Annotated in this window: 17 protein-coding genes; 5 read left to right on the forward strand and 12 right to left on the reverse strand. The window is 66.1% G+C overall.

The genetic code is table 11. The features are described 5' to 3' along the window. Positions 1–2: 2 nt before the first annotated feature. The 11 genes from BMX36_RS07095 to dapA all read right to left on the reverse strand — a co-directional run bounded on the left by BMX36_RS07095 (position 3) and on the right by dapA (position 11018). On the reverse strand, positions 3–1187 hold the full coding sequence (locus BMX36_RS07095; protein WP_093064149.1) for a class I SAM-dependent RNA methyltransferase: 1185 nt from the start codon (positions 1185–1187) through the stop codon (positions 3–5). Further along, positions 1184–2557, reverse strand: coding sequence for an NAD(P)H-hydrate dehydratase (locus BMX36_RS07100; protein ID WP_093064151.1), 1374 nt, complete (start codon positions 2555–2557; stop codon positions 1184–1186). Before BMX36_RS07100 ends, BMX36_RS07095 begins: the two co-directional genes overlap by 4 nt. Further along, entirely contained in the window at positions 2554–2988 is a 435-nt protein-coding gene (locus BMX36_RS07105) for a hypothetical protein (protein WP_256210688.1), read from the reverse strand. The genes BMX36_RS07100 and BMX36_RS07105 overlap by 4 nt, the downstream gene beginning before the upstream one ends. Before the next feature lie 94 nt (positions 2989–3082). Beyond that, complete coding sequence (locus tag BMX36_RS07110) at positions 3083–3430, reverse strand: response regulator (RefSeq protein ID WP_066781061.1); 348 nt, start codon at positions 3428–3430, stop codon at positions 3083–3085. 62 nt (positions 3431–3492) lie between these two features. Further along, complete coding sequence (locus BMX36_RS07115) at positions 3493–5886, reverse strand: response regulator (RefSeq protein WP_093064153.1); 2394 nt, start codon at positions 5884–5886, stop codon at positions 3493–3495. Positions 5887–5943: 57 nt separating this feature from the next. Next, a complete protein-coding gene (locus BMX36_RS07120) occupies positions 5944–8022 on the reverse strand; it encodes a M13 family metallopeptidase (RefSeq protein WP_177179044.1) in 2079 nt (692 codons plus the stop codon). A gap of 41 nt (positions 8023–8063) precedes the next feature. Further along, positions 8064–8648, reverse strand: a complete 585-nt coding sequence (locus tag BMX36_RS07125) for a DUF2062 domain-containing protein (RefSeq protein ID WP_066781058.1) — start codon at positions 8646–8648, stop codon at positions 8064–8066. Then, positions 8648–9130 carry an SsrA-binding protein SmpB gene (smpB, locus tag BMX36_RS07130; protein ID WP_066781057.1) on the reverse strand — a complete coding sequence of 161 codons (483 nt, stop codon included), beginning with the start codon at positions 9128–9130 and terminating at the stop codon, positions 8648–8650. Before smpB ends, BMX36_RS07125 begins: the two co-directional genes overlap by 1 nt. A 48-nt stretch (positions 9131–9178) precedes the next feature. Then, positions 9179–9499 carry a hypothetical protein gene (locus BMX36_RS07135; RefSeq protein WP_143058525.1) on the reverse strand — a complete coding sequence of 107 codons (321 nt, stop codon included), beginning with the start codon at positions 9497–9499 and terminating at the stop codon, positions 9179–9181. 62 nt (positions 9500–9561) lie between these two features. Beyond that, positions 9562–10143, reverse strand: a complete 582-nt coding sequence (locus BMX36_RS07140; RefSeq protein WP_093064155.1) for a phage holin family protein — start codon at positions 10141–10143, stop codon at positions 9562–9564. Next, positions 10140–11018, reverse strand: a complete 879-nt coding sequence (gene dapA, locus BMX36_RS07145) for a 4-hydroxy-tetrahydrodipicolinate synthase (RefSeq protein WP_093064157.1) — start codon at positions 11016–11018, stop codon at positions 10140–10142. The genes BMX36_RS07140 and dapA overlap by 4 nt, the downstream gene beginning before the upstream one ends. A 76-nt stretch (positions 11019–11094) precedes the next feature. Here dapA and BMX36_RS07150 point away from each other — a divergent pair, with 76 nt between their 5' ends. From BMX36_RS07150 to BMX36_RS07170, 5 genes are all read left to right on the forward strand, one after another. Beyond that, the gene (locus tag BMX36_RS07150; protein ID WP_093064159.1) at positions 11095–13113 is read left to right on the forward strand and encodes a lytic transglycosylase domain-containing protein; all 2019 of its coding nucleotides are present in this window, start codon (positions 11095–11097) and stop codon (positions 13111–13113) included. A gap of 68 nt (positions 13114–13181) precedes the next feature. Further along, the gene (gene greB / locus BMX36_RS07155; RefSeq protein ID WP_093064161.1) at positions 13182–13664 is read left to right on the forward strand and encodes a transcription elongation factor GreB; all 483 of its coding nucleotides are present in this window, start codon (positions 13182–13184) and stop codon (positions 13662–13664) included. Between the two features lie 52 nt (positions 13665–13716). After that, positions 13717–13959 (forward strand): hypothetical protein, encoded by a 243-nt coding sequence (locus BMX36_RS07160; RefSeq protein ID WP_066781046.1) that lies wholly within the window; start codon positions 13717–13719, stop codon positions 13957–13959. Between the two features lie 37 nt (positions 13960–13996). Next, positions 13997–14836, forward strand: coding sequence for an NYN domain-containing protein (locus BMX36_RS07165; RefSeq protein ID WP_093064163.1), 840 nt, complete (start codon positions 13997–13999; stop codon positions 14834–14836). Next, positions 14836–16461, forward strand: a complete 1626-nt coding sequence (locus BMX36_RS07170; protein ID WP_093064165.1) for a M28 family peptidase — start codon at positions 14836–14838, stop codon at positions 16459–16461. Before BMX36_RS07165 ends, BMX36_RS07170 begins: the two co-directional genes overlap by 1 nt. 174 nt (positions 16462–16635) lie before the next feature. Here BMX36_RS07170 and ettA read toward each other — a convergent pair whose 3' ends face one another. After that, positions 16636–18315 (reverse strand): energy-dependent translational throttle protein EttA, encoded by a 1680-nt coding sequence (gene ettA / locus BMX36_RS07175; protein WP_066781040.1) that lies wholly within the window; start codon positions 18313–18315, stop codon positions 16636–16638. Between the last annotated feature and the right edge of the window lie 49 nt (positions 18316–18364).

The following is an 18364-nucleotide window of genomic DNA, read 5'->3' on the forward strand; positions in this document are numbered from 1 at the left end:
CCTCAGCTTTGTCGGCTGAGGCTCGCGGCCAGTTCCACATGCGTTGACCAGCGGAACTGGCCGACTGGCTGGATCCAGTCGATCCGCCATCCGCCTTCAACCATCATCTTAACATCACGCGCGAAGCTGCTCGGATTGCAGGAAACGTAGGCAACGCGCGGCACGCGTGAGCTGGCGAGCGCCTGCGCCTGTTCCTTTGCACCGGCCCGTGGCGGATCAATCACGATCGCGGCGAAGCGGTCCAACTCGGCCGGCGTCAGAGGGCGGCGATACAGGTCGCGATGTTCGGTGAAGATCGGCCGCTGCGCACGGGCGGCCCCCGCCTTCAGCGACATGATCGCCTCCCGCCCCGCTTCCGCTGCATAGACGCGGCCCGGCATGGCAAAGGCAAAGGTGCCAAGGCCGGCAAACAGATCCGCCACGACCGGCGCGTCCTTCACCACGGCCTGCACCGCCTGCACCAGCGCTGCCTCGCCCTCACGCGTTGCCTGCAGGAACGAGGCCGGCGGCAGCGGCACTGGATTGCCGCTCAGCGTCACCGTCACCCCTTCGGGTTCCCAGCGCACTTCCGGCCCATAGCCCTCATCGAAGGCCATGCGCGCCAGCCGATTGGCCTCGGCGAAGGCAGTGATCGCCTCGGCTGCGGCCAGCCCCTCGGGCAATATGCCGTTGACCAGAAGATCCACACCCTGATCTGCCAGCGTCAGGTGCAAGTCCAGCCGCCGCTTGGGCCGCAGCACGTGGATCAGCCGTCGCAGCGGCGCCACCAGCGCGAAAAGCTCGGGCGCCAGCACATGGCATTCTGCCAGATCAACGATCGCGTGGCTCTTCTCGACCGCGAAGCCAACGCGTCCTGACGGCTCCGCATGGAGCGTCGCACGCCGACGCGTGCGCGGCGGAGACAGGGCCGGCTCCCGGATCTCCGCCGACAGCCCCTGCCCTGCCAGCGCGCCAGCGATCCGATCGACGATGAACTGGCTCCAGGCGGTATCGTCGAGATGCTGCAACTGGCAGCCGCCGCATTCGGGAAAGTGCCGGCAGGGCGGCACCTGATGGTGTGGCCCGGCCTCGATGGCGCCGTCCGCGCGCACTTGATCCCCCGGTGCGGCGAACGGCACGTGCCGCCCATCGCCAGTCACACCTTCGCCGCGCGCAGCGACACGCAGGATCGTGGAAGCCTCGGTCACAAACAAGCTCCAACGGCTGCAGGTAGATGGGCGATCAGATCATCGGCGATAAAGCTTGGACCGCTTAACCGTGCTGCTTCAGCATGTAACCACACGCCGTTCACAGCAGCAGTGAAGATGTCCGCACCGCCGGCAAGCTGCGCCGCCACCACGCCGGACAGGACATCGCCGGTGCCAGCGGTCGCTAGCCAGCTTGGTGCATGCGCATGGACGGCAACACGGCCGTCCGGAGCGGCAATCACGGTATCAGGCCCCTTGAAAACAATGACGGCATTGGCTCGGCGCGCCGCCTCCTGCGCACGAGAGATCTTGCTTCCCCCCGTCTCGCCAAACATCCGGCTGAACTCGCCCTGGTGCGGCGTCAGGATTGTCGGGACTGCGGCGGGCGCGTCGCTCAGAAGGTGAAGCGCGTCGCCGTCGATGACGAGCGGGCGCCCGCACGATAGCGCCACGTCCAGGCGTTCGCGCGCCTGTTCGTCCCGGCCCAGACCGGGCCCGACGATCACCGCCCCCACCCTTTGGTCGGACAGACTGTCCTCGCGCAATCGCTGCCGGACAATTGCATGCGGCAAGCGATCGGTGGCGCTGCCGAGCAGCCGGACATAGCCGGCCCCGCTCCGGCTTGCGCCCATCGCCGCCAGCGCCGCGGCGCCCGGCATCCGTCCCGCGATCACCGCAACAAGGCCACGCGAATATTTGTGCGCGTCGCGTCCCGGTACATGAAGCACCGGCGCGTCCGCCACCCTCACCGCGCTCTCGACGGGAACCCCGATATTCAGAAGCCGCACCTCCCCGCACAAGGCAGCGGAAGGCTGCAACACATGCGCCGGCTTCACCGCACCTAGCGCAAGGGTGAGGCTCACTGGCGGCAGGTCGGTAAGAATGGCACCGTCATCGGTGGAGACGCCGCTTGGCACATCGATCGCGATCGGCAATCGCGCCGCGTCGATCAGCTTAGCCAGCGCCGCCGCCACCTCCCCGCCGAGCGGTCTGCTCATGCCGATCCCGATCAGGGCGTCGACCAGGATCGGAGCGGGCGCGCTGTCGGTCAGACGCTCGACCGGCCCGCTCCAGCCGGCACGCGCGGCCGCCGCAGCTTCCGTCCCCGGATCGGCGATTGCCGTGACCCGGACGGCCTGCCCTGTGCGGCGAAGCGCCGTCGCCACCACATAGCCGTCACCGCCATTGTTTCCTGGCCCGCAAGCCACCAGAATCTCGGCACCGGCCGCCAGCCGCCGCACCTGCTCCGCGACTGCCTCTCCCGCTCGCGTCATCAGCGCCTGTGCCGGCGTGCCGCTGGCCATCACCGCCGCCTCTGCCGCGCGCATCTCGCGCACGGACAGGATCGGCTGGCCATCAATCCTGATCATTTGCCCATGTCGCTTCGAAGCGCGGGCAGGCGATAATGATCGTTCCCGATCGTCACTTCGATTTCATCCTGATCCACCAGCGTCACCTCGGCGGGCTCCGCGCCATCCGCCGCCGCCACTCCACGGCCGTCCTGCGTCACCAACAGCCGGCGAAAACCGCCATCGGGATGCCGCATCGTCAACACCAGCCCATGATCCGTGCGCGTTCGGTCGACGCTGCACACCCGCGTGAAGTCGGTCGCGCCGCCGGGCGCACATTCGACCCATTCGTCGTCCACGGCATCGCGCTCGGAACTGGCGTTCACCTCAGCCATTGCCTGCCCCTGGGTCACCGCCTGCTCACACGCACCCGCGGTCAGCAGCAGTGACAGGGCGAGCATCCGCACGGGAATGTCCGATACAGCCGTCCCGGCCTGGGCCTGCTCGCTCACGTCCCGATCCGATATCCCGCCGCCGTGCCGCATCGCATGAGCCTCCTGCCAGCCACCAAGGCGCCCCGCCAGAGTGGCGATCGGAAACCGGCCGTCAAGCGAGCGCGTCGAGCGCCTTCTCCACGCCGTCCAGCGTGAACGGCTTCTGCAGGATCGGCCGCCCGCGAAACTCTTCCGCGATCATGTCGTCCGCACCGCCGGTCGCGAACACGAATGGCACCTGCCGTTCGGCCAGCGCGGCTGCGATCGGCCAGCTCTTTTCGCCACCACGCAGATTGACGTCGAGGATCGCGCAATCGAACCCGCCCGCCTCCACCAGAGGAAGCGCCGTCTCCACGCAGTCAGCCGTTCCGGCACACTGGCGGTCGAGCACGTCGAGAAAATCCTCGAGCATCATGGCGATAAGCGGCTCATCCTCGACGAGCAGGACGCGGTTGGTCATGCCGCGCCCTTAGAGGTAACACACTGATCCCGCAACGGTCCGCAATTCAGGCAGCTAGCCTGTTATTCGCGCTGGCCGAATGCATCGCGTGCCGCCTCGGCCAGTTGCTGGACAGAGAAGGGCTTTGGAATGAACGCCACATTCTCCAGATCGATCGATCGGCGCAGCTGTTCCTCCGCATAGCCGGACATGAACAGGATCGGCAGGTCCGGGTAACGCAGGCGGATCCGCCGGGCCATGGTCGGCCCGTCCATCGCCGGCATCACCACATCGCTGACCAGAAGGTCGGGGCGCGGGTTCTTCTCGATCAGCTCGAGCGCCACTTCGCCATTCTCGGCGGTCAGAACGGTATAGCCCTGCCGCGTCAGCGCGCGCTCCGCCACTGCGCGGACCATATCCTCGTCTTCGACCAGCAGCACCGTGCCCGTGCCCCAGACATCAGCGGGTCGTTTTTTCGCGACAACGTTGCGCGGTGGCACGACTTCGCCTGTCGCGTGGACCGGCAGGTAGATGGTGAAGGTCGCACCAAGGCCGGGCTTGGAATCGGCGAAGATATAGCCGCCGGACTGTTTGACGATGCCGTAGACGGTGGAAAGGCCAAGCCCGGTTCCCTTGCCGACCTCCTTGGTAGTGAAGAACGGCTCGAATATCTTGGGCAGCACGTCCAGCGGGATGCCCGATCCCGTGTCCGAAATTTCGAGCGCGGTATATTCGCCTACCGGCATGATATCCGGCCCGCGGCGGCGGATCTCATTGATGGTGGCCGAGCGGGTCTGGATCGTCAGCTTGCCGCCACCGTGCGGATATTTGGCCAGCATCGCATCCCGGGCATTGACCGCAAGATTGACGACCACTTGCTCAAGCTGGCCCGGATCGGCGCGCACCGGCCCCAGGTCGCGCCCGTGTCGCACCTCCAGCGTCACCGTCTCGCCCAGGAGCCGCTTCAACAGGTTCGACACTTCGGAAACCACGTCCGGCAGTTGCAGGATCTGCGGGCGCAAGGTCTGTTGGCGGGAGAAAGCCAGCAACTGCCGGGTCAGCCCGGCTGCGCGGTTGGAGTTGTTCCGGATCTGCTGGATATCGTCATAATCGCTGTCGCCCGGCGAGTGGCGCATCAGCATCAGGTCGCAATGGCCGATGATGGCGGTCAGGATGTTGTTGAAATCATGCGCCACGCCGCCGGCTAGCTGGCCCACGGCCTGCATCTTGGTCGCCTGCGCCACCTCGCGTTTCAGCCGCGTTTCCTCGCCATTGTCCTTGAGGCTCAGCACGACGGATGCGTCGCCAAGTCCCCGCGCGCCGGCAATCGACAGCACCACGGGCTCTTCGGGATGGTCGCGCAGACGGACGGCCATGTCCGCCACATGCGCCGCCCCGCCCCCGGCAAACCGGCGCACGGCATCCGCCACGGCCGCCTTGTCTTCCCGCACGACGAGATCGCCGGGATAGAGTGGCGGCGCATTCCGGTCGACCGACGCTGCCCGAACAAAGGCATCGTTCATCTCGATGAACCGGCCGTCGCGATCGACCAGCGCGATACCCAGCGGCATCAACTGCACCAATGTGCGAATATGCGCCGCCGCGCCATTGCCGTAGCTGACCGGCGTTTCATCTTCGTCCAGCAGCGCGACCAGGATGGGGGCGCCTTCCACATCGGCGAACGGCACCTGCACGAGGCGCAATGGATTGCCGTCCATCCCCTCCCGCTCGAACCGGATCAGCCCCCGACTGTCGGTCGCCAGGAACCGGGCGAAGTCCGCGCCTTCGGCCGGCGCATCCGCATGGCCCATCGCGCGCGCGCGCAACACCGGGTCCGCGGCAAGGACGCGCCCGTCGGTGGTCAGCAGGGCCGCCATGATGCCCGATCCCGCCAGCCGTTTCCCCAGCGCGCCGGACAGCGCCTCCGCCAGCGCTCGGCTGCCATCGGATTCGATTGCCGAAGCCGCTCGCCATACCAGCAGATCCTGTTGCTGGCCGGTGCGTGACACGTCGATGGCGATGGCGCGCCCGGCCACCTCGGCATGGTCGACACGCGCGCGCCCATCGCGCCATGCGGCGCGCCCCGCCGCGGCAAGGGCCCCTACCCCCGCTTCGCCGATCGGCAGGCCCGGCGGCGTCGGAAGGCCGGCAAACATCTGTTCGAACCGGTCGTTGGCACAGACGAGCCGGCCGGCACGGTCAGTGACCGCAATCGCGTCTGAGCTCTCATCGGCCAGGGCGCGCACCAATTGCCAGTCGATTTCGGGAACGGGCGACGGCGCGATCGGCGCCAGCGCCCGCCAAGCGACTGCCGCCCCGCCGACCACGATCCCTGCTGCCAGGAATCCGATCGCCACCACGGGATCCCCCAGCAGCCACAGGATGAAGACGGCGGCGGTGAGGCCCGCCGCCATGGCGATCCCCAGCGCCCCTTCGGAGGACAAGCGGTGAGCACGAAGGAAAGGAAGCGTCGCCATTCAACGGCCCTTTATCCCCGCCGCACGCGCGTCAAGCGTCGTGCGGCGGGGAAGCGATCACCAGATGCGAACGCGCTGCTCGTCGTTGAGATACAGCTTCTGCCCCGGCCGCGCGCCGAAGGCCTCGTACCAGGTATCAACATTGCGAACGATATTGGCGCGCTGCATGCCCGGCGAATGCGGGTCGGACAGCAGGATCTGCCGCAGGATCGGATCGCGATATTTTGTCCGCCATACCTGGCCATAGCCCAGGTAGAAACGCTGCGCGCCGGTGGTGCCGTCGATCACCGGCGCCTTCTTGCCGCCGAGCGACAGCCGATAGGCGTCATAGGAAACGATGATGCCCGCCAGATCGGCGATATTTTCGCCCAGCGTCAGCGCGCCCTGAACATGCTGCCCGGGCAGAGGCTCATATGCGTCATATTGCGCCACCAGACGATCGGTGAACGTCTTGAAGCGGGCGACATCCTGTTCGGTCCACCAGTCCGCCAGCTTGCCGGTCGGATCATATTTGCGCCCCTGATCGTCGAAGTGATGGCTGATCTCATGGCCGATCACGGCACCGATCGCGCCATAGTTCACCGCCGGATCGGCCTTGGGATCGAAGAACGGCGGCTGCAGGATGGCGGCCGGGAACACGATCTCGTTCATCGTCGGATTGGCATAAGCGTTGATGGTCATGGGAGTCATGAACCATTCGCCGCGATCGATCGGCTGGCCGATCTTGTTGAGATTGCGCTGGAACTCGAATTCATTTCCCCGCGCCACGTTGCCGACCAGGTCGTCGCGGCGGATCTCCAGGCCGGCATAGTCGCGCCACTTGTCCGGATAGCCGATCTTGGGGGTGAAAGCCGCCAGCTTGGCCAGCGCCTTTTGCTTGGTCTCAGGCGCCATCCATTCCAGGTTCTTCAGCCGCTCGCCCATGGCGGCGATGATGTTGCGCACCAGCGCATCGGCCGCGGCCTTGGACTCCGGCGGGAAATACCGCGCCACATAAGCCTGCCCCAGATCCTCGCCGAGCTGGCTGCTGACAAGATCAACGCCCCGCTTCCACCGTGCCTGCTGCTCGGGCGCCCCGGTCAGCTCCGTGCCATAGAAGGCGAAGCGGGTCTGGTCGAAGTCCGTGGAAAGATAACGGGCATAGGTCGACAGGGTGCGCAGCAGCAGATGATCCTTCAGCACCGGCAACGGTGCCTCAGCCCATGCCTTGGCCTCGCCCACGAAGGCGGTCGGCTGCGCCACGATCAGCGGCGCCTCGGCGGGAATGCCAGCCGCCTGGAAGAAGCTGGTCCAGTCATAGCCTGGCGCGCGGGCGACAAGCTCCGCGAACGTCATCTTGTTATAGATCTTGTCCGCATCGCGGCTGTCAACGCGGGTCCAATGCGCCTCGGCGATCGTCTTCTCGAGCTGCATCACCGCCGCCGCGCGAGCATCGGCGTTCGGCTCCCCGGCAAGTGTCAGCATTTTCGCCAGATAGGCCTGATACGCCGTTCGCGTGGCCGCCAGCTTGGCATCGTCCTTCAGATAGTAATCGCGATCCGGCAGACCGAGCCCGGCCTGGTTGAAGAAGACCGCATAGGTTTCCGGGTCCTTGTCGTCCTGATTGACGAACAGCGCGAAAAGGGAGTCGACGCCCCGCCGCGCCATTCGGCCGGCTTCCGCCGCCAGCGCTTCCTTGGTCGGAGCGGCCTTGATCGCCGTCATCCACGGCTTAACTGGCGTCACGCCCTTGGCATTCACCGCCGCTTCGTCAAGGAAGCTGGCGTAGAAATCGCCCGACTTGCTGCCGGCCTTCGCCTTCTGCTCGTCCAGGATTGTGCGGGTCTGCTCACGCGACAGGTCCTGCAGGCGGTGAAACATGCCATAGGACGAGCGATCGGCCGGGATCTCCGTGTTCTTCTGCCACGTGCCGTTCGCATAGGCATAGAAGTCATCGCCCGGCGGAACGCTGGTATCGCGTCCAGCCATGTCGAACCCGAATGTTCCAAGCGCCGGCCCGGTGCGCTCGGCCGCCTTGGCGGAGGCAGCGGCAGCATCGCCGGCGGGCGCCTTGGCCCCGCGGGGCGCCGCGGTCTGCGCCAGGGCGGCGGCGGCGGTGGTAGAAAGAATCGCAGCAATCAGAAACGACGGACGCATGAATTGGCCTTCGCGTAAGTGAAGGCACGTGTTTTATATAGTTAAGACGCCTCGTCAATGTGGTCCCGCCGATGACGATGGCGCCATTTTCGAGCAATCCACAGTCTCCAGCCCAGCGCCGAAAGACCATAACCCGCCAGCGACAGAACTGCCGTCACGATCAACAGTCCCAACGCCGTCGCCGGCGCAGCATCCGACATCAGCCACTGCATCCATCCGGATTGCGCGGCATCCTGCGCCGCCTTGCTCACCGGATCGCCGGGCAATGCCTGGTCCAGATGCAGCGCCCATTTGCCGATCCAATAAGCCAGCACCCAGAGCGGGGGCGTGGTGACGGGATTGGTGATGAAGGTCGTCAATGCCGCCGCCGGGATATTGGCGCGGGAGGGCAGCGCCAGCATCGCGGAAAAGGGGATCTGCGCCACCGGAAACAGGATACCCGTCACCATGCCCAGCGCCACGCCGCGCGGCACGGAGCGCCGGGTGAATCGCCACAGTTCCGGCGCCAGCACGCGATGTGCCACCGGGCGGAGCAGCCGGCTTTTTTCCAGCGATTCGCGGGTCGGCAGATTGCGATGGCACCACGCCGCGAGACGCTGCCAGATGGTCAGCGCACGCGTCGTCATCAGCCGCGCTCGCGCATCAGGCGGCCGGCCTCACGCTTCCAGTCGCGCTCCTTGATGGCGTCACGCTTGTCGTGCGCCTTTCTGCCCTTCGCCAACGCCAACTCCACCTTCGCCCGCCCCTGGCTGTTGAAGTAGATCATCAGGGGCACCAGCGTCATACCTTCGCGCGCCACCGCGCCGTGAAGCTTTCTAACTTCGCGCTCATGAAGCAGGAGTTTACGGGGCCGCTTGGGTTCGTGGTTGAAGCGGTTGCCGTGGCTGAACTCGGGAATGTTGGAATTCACCAGCCAGACGCCGCCGTCGCTCACTTCGGCATAGCTTTCGGCAATGGATCCCTCGCCGAACCGCAGGCTCTTCACCTCCGTGCCGGTCAGCACGATCCCCGCTTCATAGGTGGTGTCGATCGAATAATCGAAACGCGCGCGGCGGTTTTCGGCGACGATCTTCTTCTTGTCGAAGGTGGCTGGCTTGGGACGTGGCATGGACGGGGCGATGTAGGCGGTCGAGCGCCTCGTGGAAAGGCTGGGTGTTCAGCGTTTCTTGCCGCCGATCGGGATGCGAAGGCGGATCATCGCCCGATTGATCGGTGCGCCCTGGGCATCGCGCGCTTGCTCCACTTCCGCCGCAACCGTGCCGACCCCGGCAATCGCCGCCTCCGCCTTTGGCGGTGCGCGCTCGGCAACGAAGCGCTCGGGCAAAGGCTTCAGGCGGAACCGGTCATTCGGTCGCGCACAGACGACGATTTCCGCGCCCGGCTCCGGCGTCGGACAAGGTCGCTCGTCGGCACGGCGGGCGGGAACGGATGCCGGCGGACCAGCAACCTGCAGCGCGAGCATCCACCAACCGGGCACCCTGGTCCCCCGACGATTACCGCCGAAAGCTGGCGACAGATTGTGTCGGGATCATGGCTCGCTCAGCTGCCCTGCACGGCCTTCGATCGACCAGCGATCAGCTTGCGCACTGCCTGTACCGCCACGAACATTGCCGTGACCGCTCCGAGACCCGCCCAAACATATTCGCCATTCAGGGAACAGGCCATCAGCATTGCGGCGAAACCAAAGGAAAGCGCCAATCGCCCCCATGACAGGCTGGCAAGCGCGGTGCGCCTGGCTTCAGCACGCGTCCGGCTTGGTCCCACCACCGCCCTTCTCTCGAAGCGGCGGGCCGGCGATCGCCAAAGCCACCACCAGCCGAGGACATACAACCCGATGATTGTTCCGGCCCCTGCCCAGATCAGAAAGTCGGACGGAGCAGTGTCGAACTGAGGAACAGCAAACGCCATCACGGCGGCAACGGCAAACAGGCCTGCCAGCATCGCCCAGGACACCCACTGCACGCCGCGAAGAAAGGTGGCGAGTTCCTCGTCGCGTTCCTTCTCCGTCACGCGAACCGGAGCGGCCGTCGGCGCCGTGCGAAAGAGGTAGCCGCCCGCATCAGGTTCAAAGCGTTTGAGAAATGCCTCTTGCGCCTGTTTCGCGGAGCGCCTGAAGATCATTGCGTGAGGCCGGCCCTCTGCAATCCAGCATCGACGGCAGCGCGGCTCAGCTCGCCGGGCCAGGTCATCGGCAGGCGCAACGCGTTCGGGAAATCGGGGCGGACCTTGGTCATGGCATACTTCACCGGGCCCGGAGAGGCGTCGGTGAACAGCGACGTATGAAGCGCGAACAGCCGATCGTGCAGCGCCAGCGCCTCCGGGCCGGTGCCCGCCGCCTGGAACTCGGCGCACAGCCGCGGCGCCACATTGGCCGTCACCGAGATGCAGCCCACCCCGCCCAGAGCGTTGAACGCCAGCGCGAGATCGTCATTGCCGGAAAGCTGGCAGAAGCCGTCGCCAAGCGCGGCGCGATGCTGCGATACGCGCTGCAACACGCCCGACGCGTCCTTCACGCCCACGAACACCTTGGGATAGGCCTCGACGATGCGGATCAGCGTTTCGGGCAGGATGTCAGTCACGGTGCGCGCCGGCACGTTGTAAAGCACCACCGGCAGGCCCGCGGTGGGCGCCAGCGCGGCGAAATGCTGGAAGATCCCTTCCTGAGAGGGCCGGTTGTAATAAGGCGGCACCATCAGCGCGGCGTCCGCGCCGGCTTCCTTTGCCGCCGCGATGTTCGCCGCCGCCACCCGCGTGTCGTTCGATCCGGCGCCAGCGATCACCGGCACGCGCCCACGCACCTGCTCCACGCAGATCTTCACGATGGCGAACTGCTCGTCCTTGGTCAGCGTCGCCGCCTCCCCGGTCGTCCCGCAGGGAACGAGCGCCGTTGAGCCCTCGCTGATCTGCCATTCGATCAGCTCGCGATAGGCGTGCTCGACGAACCGGCCGTCGGCGTCGAACGGCGTGACGAGCGCCGGAATCGATCCGGAAAACATGTGTTGCTCCTGAAACGGGGTGTGGTGCGTTGGGTCGTTCAGGACAGATACGGGTAGCCCGGCTATTCTGTCCACAATGGTGACTGGATTGAGGGCAGGGGCATTGATCGCACTGGCATTGGGTATGGGGGCGGCGCTGCTCGTCGCTCAGGATCAGGACGAGGCTGCGCGGACGCGGTCCGCCAATGTGATGGCACAGGGGCAACCCGCCGCCATGCCGCAGGCGACCAGCAATTCGGATCTGGCCGCCGCGCTCGCGCAGTGGCGCGCATTGCAGCAGACCGATTCGCTGCCGTTCGACAGCTATGCCGGCTTCCTGATGGCGCATCCGGGCTGGCCCAACGAAGCCGCCAACCGGCGCGCGGCCGAGCGGCAGGCGGGCAATGGCTATGCCTCGCCTGCGAATGTCGCTGCCTTCTTCCGCCGCTACCCCCCACTCACCGCGGCTGGCGCGGTGGCACAGGCCAGGGCGCTGCAGGCGACGGGCGCGACCGCCGAGGCCTATGAGGCGGCGCGCAATGCCTGGCGTCGCGGCGCGCTGGCGCCCACCGATGAATCCATGATCCTGACGGGCTTCGCCGGTGCATTGCGGCCAGAAGATCACGATGCGCGCATGGACGCCTTGCTGTGGCAGGGATCGACCAGCAATGCCGCGCGTCAGATCGCGTTCACCTCCCCTGCCCGCCGCGCATTGTTCGAGGCGCGGCTCGCCTTCCGCACTGATGCGGAGCGCGCCTCCAGCCTTGCCGCCGCGAACGACGCCGCTGGCGCGTCCGACGCTGGCTATATCGCCGACAAGGCGACCTGGCTGCGCAACAATGGCGCGAGTGCCAGCGCCCGCTCCTGGCTGGCGCGCGCGCGGCAGCCCGGCATGGCGCGCCCCGGCGATGTGGAGGAATTCTACGAGGTCCTGCTCACCAATGCGCGCGCGGCCTCGTCCGACAATCAGCACCAGCTCGCCTATGACATCGCCCGGCAGGTGGACGACGCCTACCCCGCCGGCACCGACGTCTCGAAGAAGCCCTATGGTGAGCGTGATGATTACACGAGCCTCGTATGGCTCGCCGGGCAGACCGCGCTGAAGCAGCTGAGGCGACCGGCGGACGCGATGACGATGTTCGATCGTTATGGTCGCGGCAGCCAATCGCCGCAGACCCGGGCGAAGGGCTTCTATTGGGCCGGCCGCGCCGCGGAAGCGGCCGGGCGCACGACCGATGCCACCGCCTTCTTCAATCGCGCCGCCGGTTATCGCGATCAATTCTACGGCCAGCTGTCGCTCGAACATTTGCGCCGGCCGCTCTCGGCACCGCGCGATGTCACGGCGCCGGCGATCGACCCGACAACGCGGCAAGCTTTCTTCGGCCAGGAAACGGTCCGAGCGGCGCAGTTCCTCGGCTCCATTGGCCAGTATCAGGATCAGACCGCCTTTGTGCGGACCATCGCCGCCAATGTCGAAAGCGATGCCGATCACTTCCTCGCCGAAGAGCTGTCGCGCTCGCTGCGCCGGCCGGACCTCGCCGTGATCGTTGGCCGCAAGGCGATGCAGAACGACCAGACGGAATATAGCGCCATCGCCTTCCCCACTGTGTCGGTGCCGCCGGGGTACGACAGCCAGTGGACCATGATCCATGCGATCGCGCGGCAGGAAAGCCAGTTCGACCGCGCCGCCATCTCCTCCGCCGGCGCGCGCGGGCTAATGCAGCTGATGCCCGGCACGGCGCGCGAACAGGCGGGCAAGATGGGCCTCCCCTATGATGCGCCGCGCCTGCTCACCGACACCAGCTACAATACGCAGCTCGGCTCCAGCTATTTTCAGCGGATCTTCGGCATCTATGGCAGCTATCCGCTGGCGATCGCCGCCTACAACGCCGGGCCGGGCAATGTGAACAAGTGGCTGCGCGCCAATGGCGATCCGCGCACCGGCGCGATCGACATGGTCGAGTGGATCGAGGCGATACCTTACATGGAGACGCGCAACTATGTGCAGCGCGTGCTGGAAAATGCGGTGGTCTATGATTTGCTGAACCCGCCGCGCGCGAAGAGCCGGGGCCCGGCGAACCTCAGCTGGTATCTGGGGCGCAATCGCGCGGGATGATGGGCTGACCTCTCCGTTCTCACGACGGGGAGGTCGCGGAGCCGGCGCCGGTTGGCTAAGGGCCGCTGATGGATCGCCCGAACTACATCACCCCGGCCGGCTATGCGGCATTGCGGGCCGAATATGACCTGCTTTTCGCCACTGAGCGCCCGGCGCTGGTCGAAACCATCGCCTGGGCGGCCGGAAACGGCGACCGTTCCGAGAACGGGGACTATATCTACGGGCGCAAGCGGCTGCGGGAGATCGACCGGCGGCTGGGCTTCCTGTCGCGGCGGATGAAGGCGGCCAAGGTGGTCGATCCGGCACAGGCGCCCGACCGCACCCGCGTCTTCTTCGGCGCCACCGTCACCATTGCCGATGAGGATGACAACCACCGCGAGCTGACCTTGGTGGGCGATGACGAGGCGGATGCCGGCAAGGGGCTGATCGGCTGGAACGCGCCCCTCGCCCGTGCGCTGCGCGGCGCGGCGATCGGTGACCTGCGCCGCGTGGCACTGCCCGCCGGCGAAAGGGAATATGAGGTGATTGCCATCACTTATCCCGCAGCCTGACGAAACCTCTGCCCCTGCCCCCTCGTTGTTTCGGGCACGAAGGAGATCGATCATGGCAGAGAATAGCCGCACCACCACCGCCCGCGATCATGACGACAAGGACGTGATCGAAGGGATGATCCCGGCCGGCGAGGCACAGACCGGCACCAGCGGCGGTGCGCTGGCCCGCGACATCGGCTCGAAGGCGGATCTGAAGCAGGTGGACGACCCGGACGGCACTACCCGCGCCACCAAACAGGATGACATCGACGCCGATGTCGCGCTGCCCAGCGACCGGCGCGGCAGCAACGGCTGATTGACGCCGGCGCCCCCAGCGCCGATGGCGCTGGGGCATGGCGAGCGACGACACCCCCACCCGCAACATCGCGCTGCTGATCGACGCGGACAATGCCAGCTGGCACGCGATCGACCCGGTGCTCACCGTTCTTGCCGAACTCGGCACGGTCAACATCCGCCGCGTTTACGGCAATTGGTCCAAGCCGGCGCTGAGCGGCTGGCGCGAGATGACGATCAAGCACGGCATTGAGCCGCAGCAGCAGTTCGACATCACCAAGGGCAAGAACGCCACCGACATGAAGATGACCATCGATGCGATGGACCTTCTGTTCCGCGGGCGGGTCGAGGGCTTTGGCATCATGTCCTCGGACTCGGACTTCATGCCTCTGGCGACGCGGCTGCGGCAGGATGGCCTGCCCGTTTATGGCTTCGGCCAAGCCAAGACACCCGAAGGCTTCAAGCGCGCCTGCACCCGCTTCATCGACGTCGACAAGCTGATGGCGGCGGAGGCGGACGAAGCCAAGCAGACCCCGCCTCCGGCTCCTCCCCCGGTAAAGGATCCGCCCACCGGAGCCGCGTCCAGCGCGCGAAGCAAGGAACCGGAACCGGCTTCCCCGCCGGTGCCGGCTGCAACGCAAGAGCCGGCGGCGCCGGCCGCCCCTGCGTCCATCGACGAGGAACTGGTGAAGCTTCTGATCGACGCTTATTCCGCGGTTAAGCGCGATGAAAAAGGCTTCGTCAGCCTGTCCGCCATGGGGCAGCTTGCGGCGAACCGCTCAAGCTTTGACGTGCGCAACTATGGCTACAAGCGCCTGTCGGACTTGATTGCCGCCGTCCCCAATTTCAATACCGAGCGGCGTGAAGACGGCCGCGTTTTCGTGCGTAGGGTGCGTTGATGAAGAACAAGATCGCTTATCTCCTGCCGCTGATCGCCATCTCGGCTGCCGAACCACCCCGGACCGATCCGGCCAAGCTGTCGGCGATGGTGAAGGAGCTCGCCTCCGACCCGTTTGGTGGCCGTGCCCCCGGTACAGATGGCGAGAAGAAGACGATCGAGTGGGCGATCGCCCGTTTCAAGGCACTGGGGCTGGAGCCGGGCGGGCCGGACGGCGCCTGGACGCAGAAAGTGCCGCTGATCCACACTCGCCTGGGCGACGGACCGGTGATGTTCGGCGCGACCAAGCTTGTTCAGGGCACCGACGTGGCGCTGACCACGGTTCGCCCGGATGCTGCGGTCTCGATCGCAGACGCGCCGCTCGTCTTCGTCGGCTACGGCGTCAGCGCGCCCGAAGCGCAGTGGGATGATTTCAAGGGCGTGGACCTGAAGGGCAAGATCGCCGTCTTCCTTGTCAACGATCCCGACTTCGAGGCACCCGCCGGGGTCGATGCCAAGGGCCGCTTCGGCGACAAGCGCATGACCTATTACGGTCGCTGGACCTACAAGTACGAAGAGGCGGCACGTCGCGGCGCAGTTGGTGCGCTGATCGTCCACGACACCGCCGGCGCAGGCTATCCCTGGTCGACCGCCAACGCCTCAAACGGCGAGAATTACGATATCGTCCGCGGCCCCGAGGACCAGCGTATCGCCCTGCAGGGCTGGCTGTCCGCCGAAGCTGCCGATCGCCTGTTCACCGCCGAAAAGCTGGATCTCGCCGCGCTGCGCTTGCAGGCCCGCTCCGCCGCCTTCAAGCCCGTCCCGCTCAAGGCGCGCTTCACGGCGCAGCTCCCGGTGGCGGTCGATCGGATCGAGAGCGCCAATGTCATCGCCAAGATCCCTGGCCGGGTAAAGCCGGCCGAGACCGTGCAGTTCGCCGCGCATTGGGACGCCTATGGCGAAGGCCCGCCCGATGCGCAGGGCCGCACCATCCGCCCCGGCGCGAATGACGATGCGCTCGGCGTTGCCGGGGTGATGGAGCTCGCCCGGCTGTTCAAGGCTGGCCCTGCGCCCGACCGCACGCTCGTCTTCGCCTTGTGGACCGCCGAGGAACGCGGCCTGCTCGGCTCCGAATGGTTTGCCACCCGCCCCACCGCGCCGCTGGAAAAGACCGTCGCCAACCTGACGCTCGACATTCTTCAGACAGCCGGTGAGGCGAAGGACGTGATCCTGGTCGGCGCCGGCCAATCCTCGCTCGAGGATCTGCTGACCGACGCGGCGCGCGCGCAGAACCGCGTCGTCACGCCGGAGACCGCCAGCGAGCGCGGCCTCTTCTACCGCGCAGACCACTTTTCGGTCGTGCGCCGCGGCGTTCCCGCGCTGCAGCTGATGGCACTCGGCGGCGCGAGCGACATGCGCGTCGGCGGGCGGGAAGCGGGGCAGAAGTGGCTCGACGCCTACATGGCCTGCTATCACAAGACCTGCGACGCTTGGGCGCCGGACTGGAACTTCACCGGCGCGGCGCAGGATGTCGACCTGTTCCACACGATGGGCCAGCGGCTCTCCAAGGCAGGAGTCTGGCCCGAATGGCGCCCCGCATCGGAATTCCGCGCCATCCGCGCCAAGAGCGCCGATCAGCGCCAATAGCCAACACAGCTAGATCTCATCCACCCCGGTTGAAGCGCCTCGCCGGCGAAGGCCGCTCTGCATCGAGATGAGTTGACCAAACTCTAATGAAAAGGCCCGCCGCGGCATCAGCCGGGCGGGCCTTTTCCTTGATCCACCGTCACCCCGGCCAGCCAGGGTGACGATCAGGCCGGATCAGCGCGTCAGCTTCTTGTAGGCTAGGCGCGTCGGGCGGTCTGCCGCGTCGCCCATGCGGCGGCGCTTGTCCTCCTCATACGCCTCGAAATTGCCCTCGAACCATTCGACGTGGCTGTTGCCCTCAAACGCCAGAATGTGCGTGCACAGGCGATCAAGGAAGAAGCGATCGTGGCTGATCACCACGGCGCAGCCCGCGAAGCTCTCCAGCGCCTCTTCCAAGGCACGCAGCGTTTCCACGTCCAAGTCGTTGGTCGGTTCGTCGAGCAGCAGGACGTTGCCGCCCTCCTTCAGCATCTTGGCGATGTGCACGCGGTTGCGCTCACCGCCGGACAGCTGGCCGACCTTCTTCTGCTGGTCCTGGCCCTTGAAGTTGAACGCGCCGACATAAGCGCGCGTGCCCAGCTCCTGCTTGCCGAAACGAAAAATGTCGAGACCGTCGGAGATTTCCTCCCAGACGTTCTTGTTCGGATCCAGCGCGTCGCGGCTCTGGTCGACATAGCCGAGTTTTACCGTCTGGCCGACCTCGATCGTGCCGCCATCCGGCTGTTCCTGCCCGGTGATCAGCTTGAACAGGGTCGACTTGCCGGCGCCATTCGGGCCGATGACGCCAACGATGCCGCCAGGCGGGAGCATGAAGTCGAGATCCTCGAACAACAGCTTGTCGCCATAGGCCTTGGTCAGCCCCTTGGCCTCGATCACCTTGCCGCCGAGGCGCTCGGGAATCTGGATCAGGATCTGCGCCTTGCCGATTGCGCGGTTTTCCTGCTTCTCCACCAGCTCGTCAAAGGCGCGGATACGCGCCTTGCTCTTGGTCTGGCGCGCCTTGGGGGTCTGGCGCATCCAGGCGAGTTCGTCCGCGATCGCCTTCTGGCGGCCGGCCTCCTCGCGCTCTTCCTGCTCCAGCCGCTTGGCCTTCTTCTCCAGATAACCGGAGTAGTTCGACTCGTAGGTGTAATAACGCCCGCGATCCAGCTCGAGCACCCAGTTCACGACATTGTCGAGGAAGTAACGGTCGTGCGTCACCAGGATGACGTTGCCGGTATATTCCTTCAGGAAGTTCTCCAGCCAGCTCACGCTTTCGGCGTCGAGGTGGTTGGTCGGCTCGTCGAGCAGCAGGATGTCCGGCTTTTCCAGCAGCAGGCGGACCAGCGCCACGCGGCGCTTCTCACCGCCCGACAGGTTCGTGACCGGAGAATCGGACGGTGGGCAGCGCATCGCCTCCATCGCCTGCTCCAGCTGCGAATCGAGGCTCCAGCCGTCGGCCGCGTCGATTTTCGCCTGAAGGTCGCCCATCTCCTCCATCAGCGCGTCGAAATCGGTGTCGTCCTTGGGATCGCCCATTTCGGCCGAGATGGCATTAAACCGATCGATCATGCCAACGATCGGGCCCGCACCCATGCGCACATTCTCGATCACCGTCTTGTCCGGATCGAGCTGCGGCTCCTGCGGCAGATAGCCGACCTTAACGCCTTCCGCGGCCCAGGCCTCGCCCTGATATTCGGTGTCGATCCCGCCCATGATCTTCATCAGCGTCGACTTGCCCGACCCGTTCGGGCCGATGATCGCGATCTTCGCGCCCGGCAGGAACTGCAGGTGAATGTTGTTGAGCACCGGCTTGTTGGCGCCCGGGAAGGTCTTGGTCAGACCCTTCATGACGTAGGTATACTGGACGGCCATGGGTCGCCTGTCGCTCCGTAGACTGGAATGGCTGAGAATTGTGGGCGGG

Source organism: Sphingomonas sp. OV641, from assembly GCF_900109205.1.
GTDB lineage: Bacteria > Pseudomonadota > Alphaproteobacteria > Sphingomonadales > Sphingomonadaceae > Sphingomonas.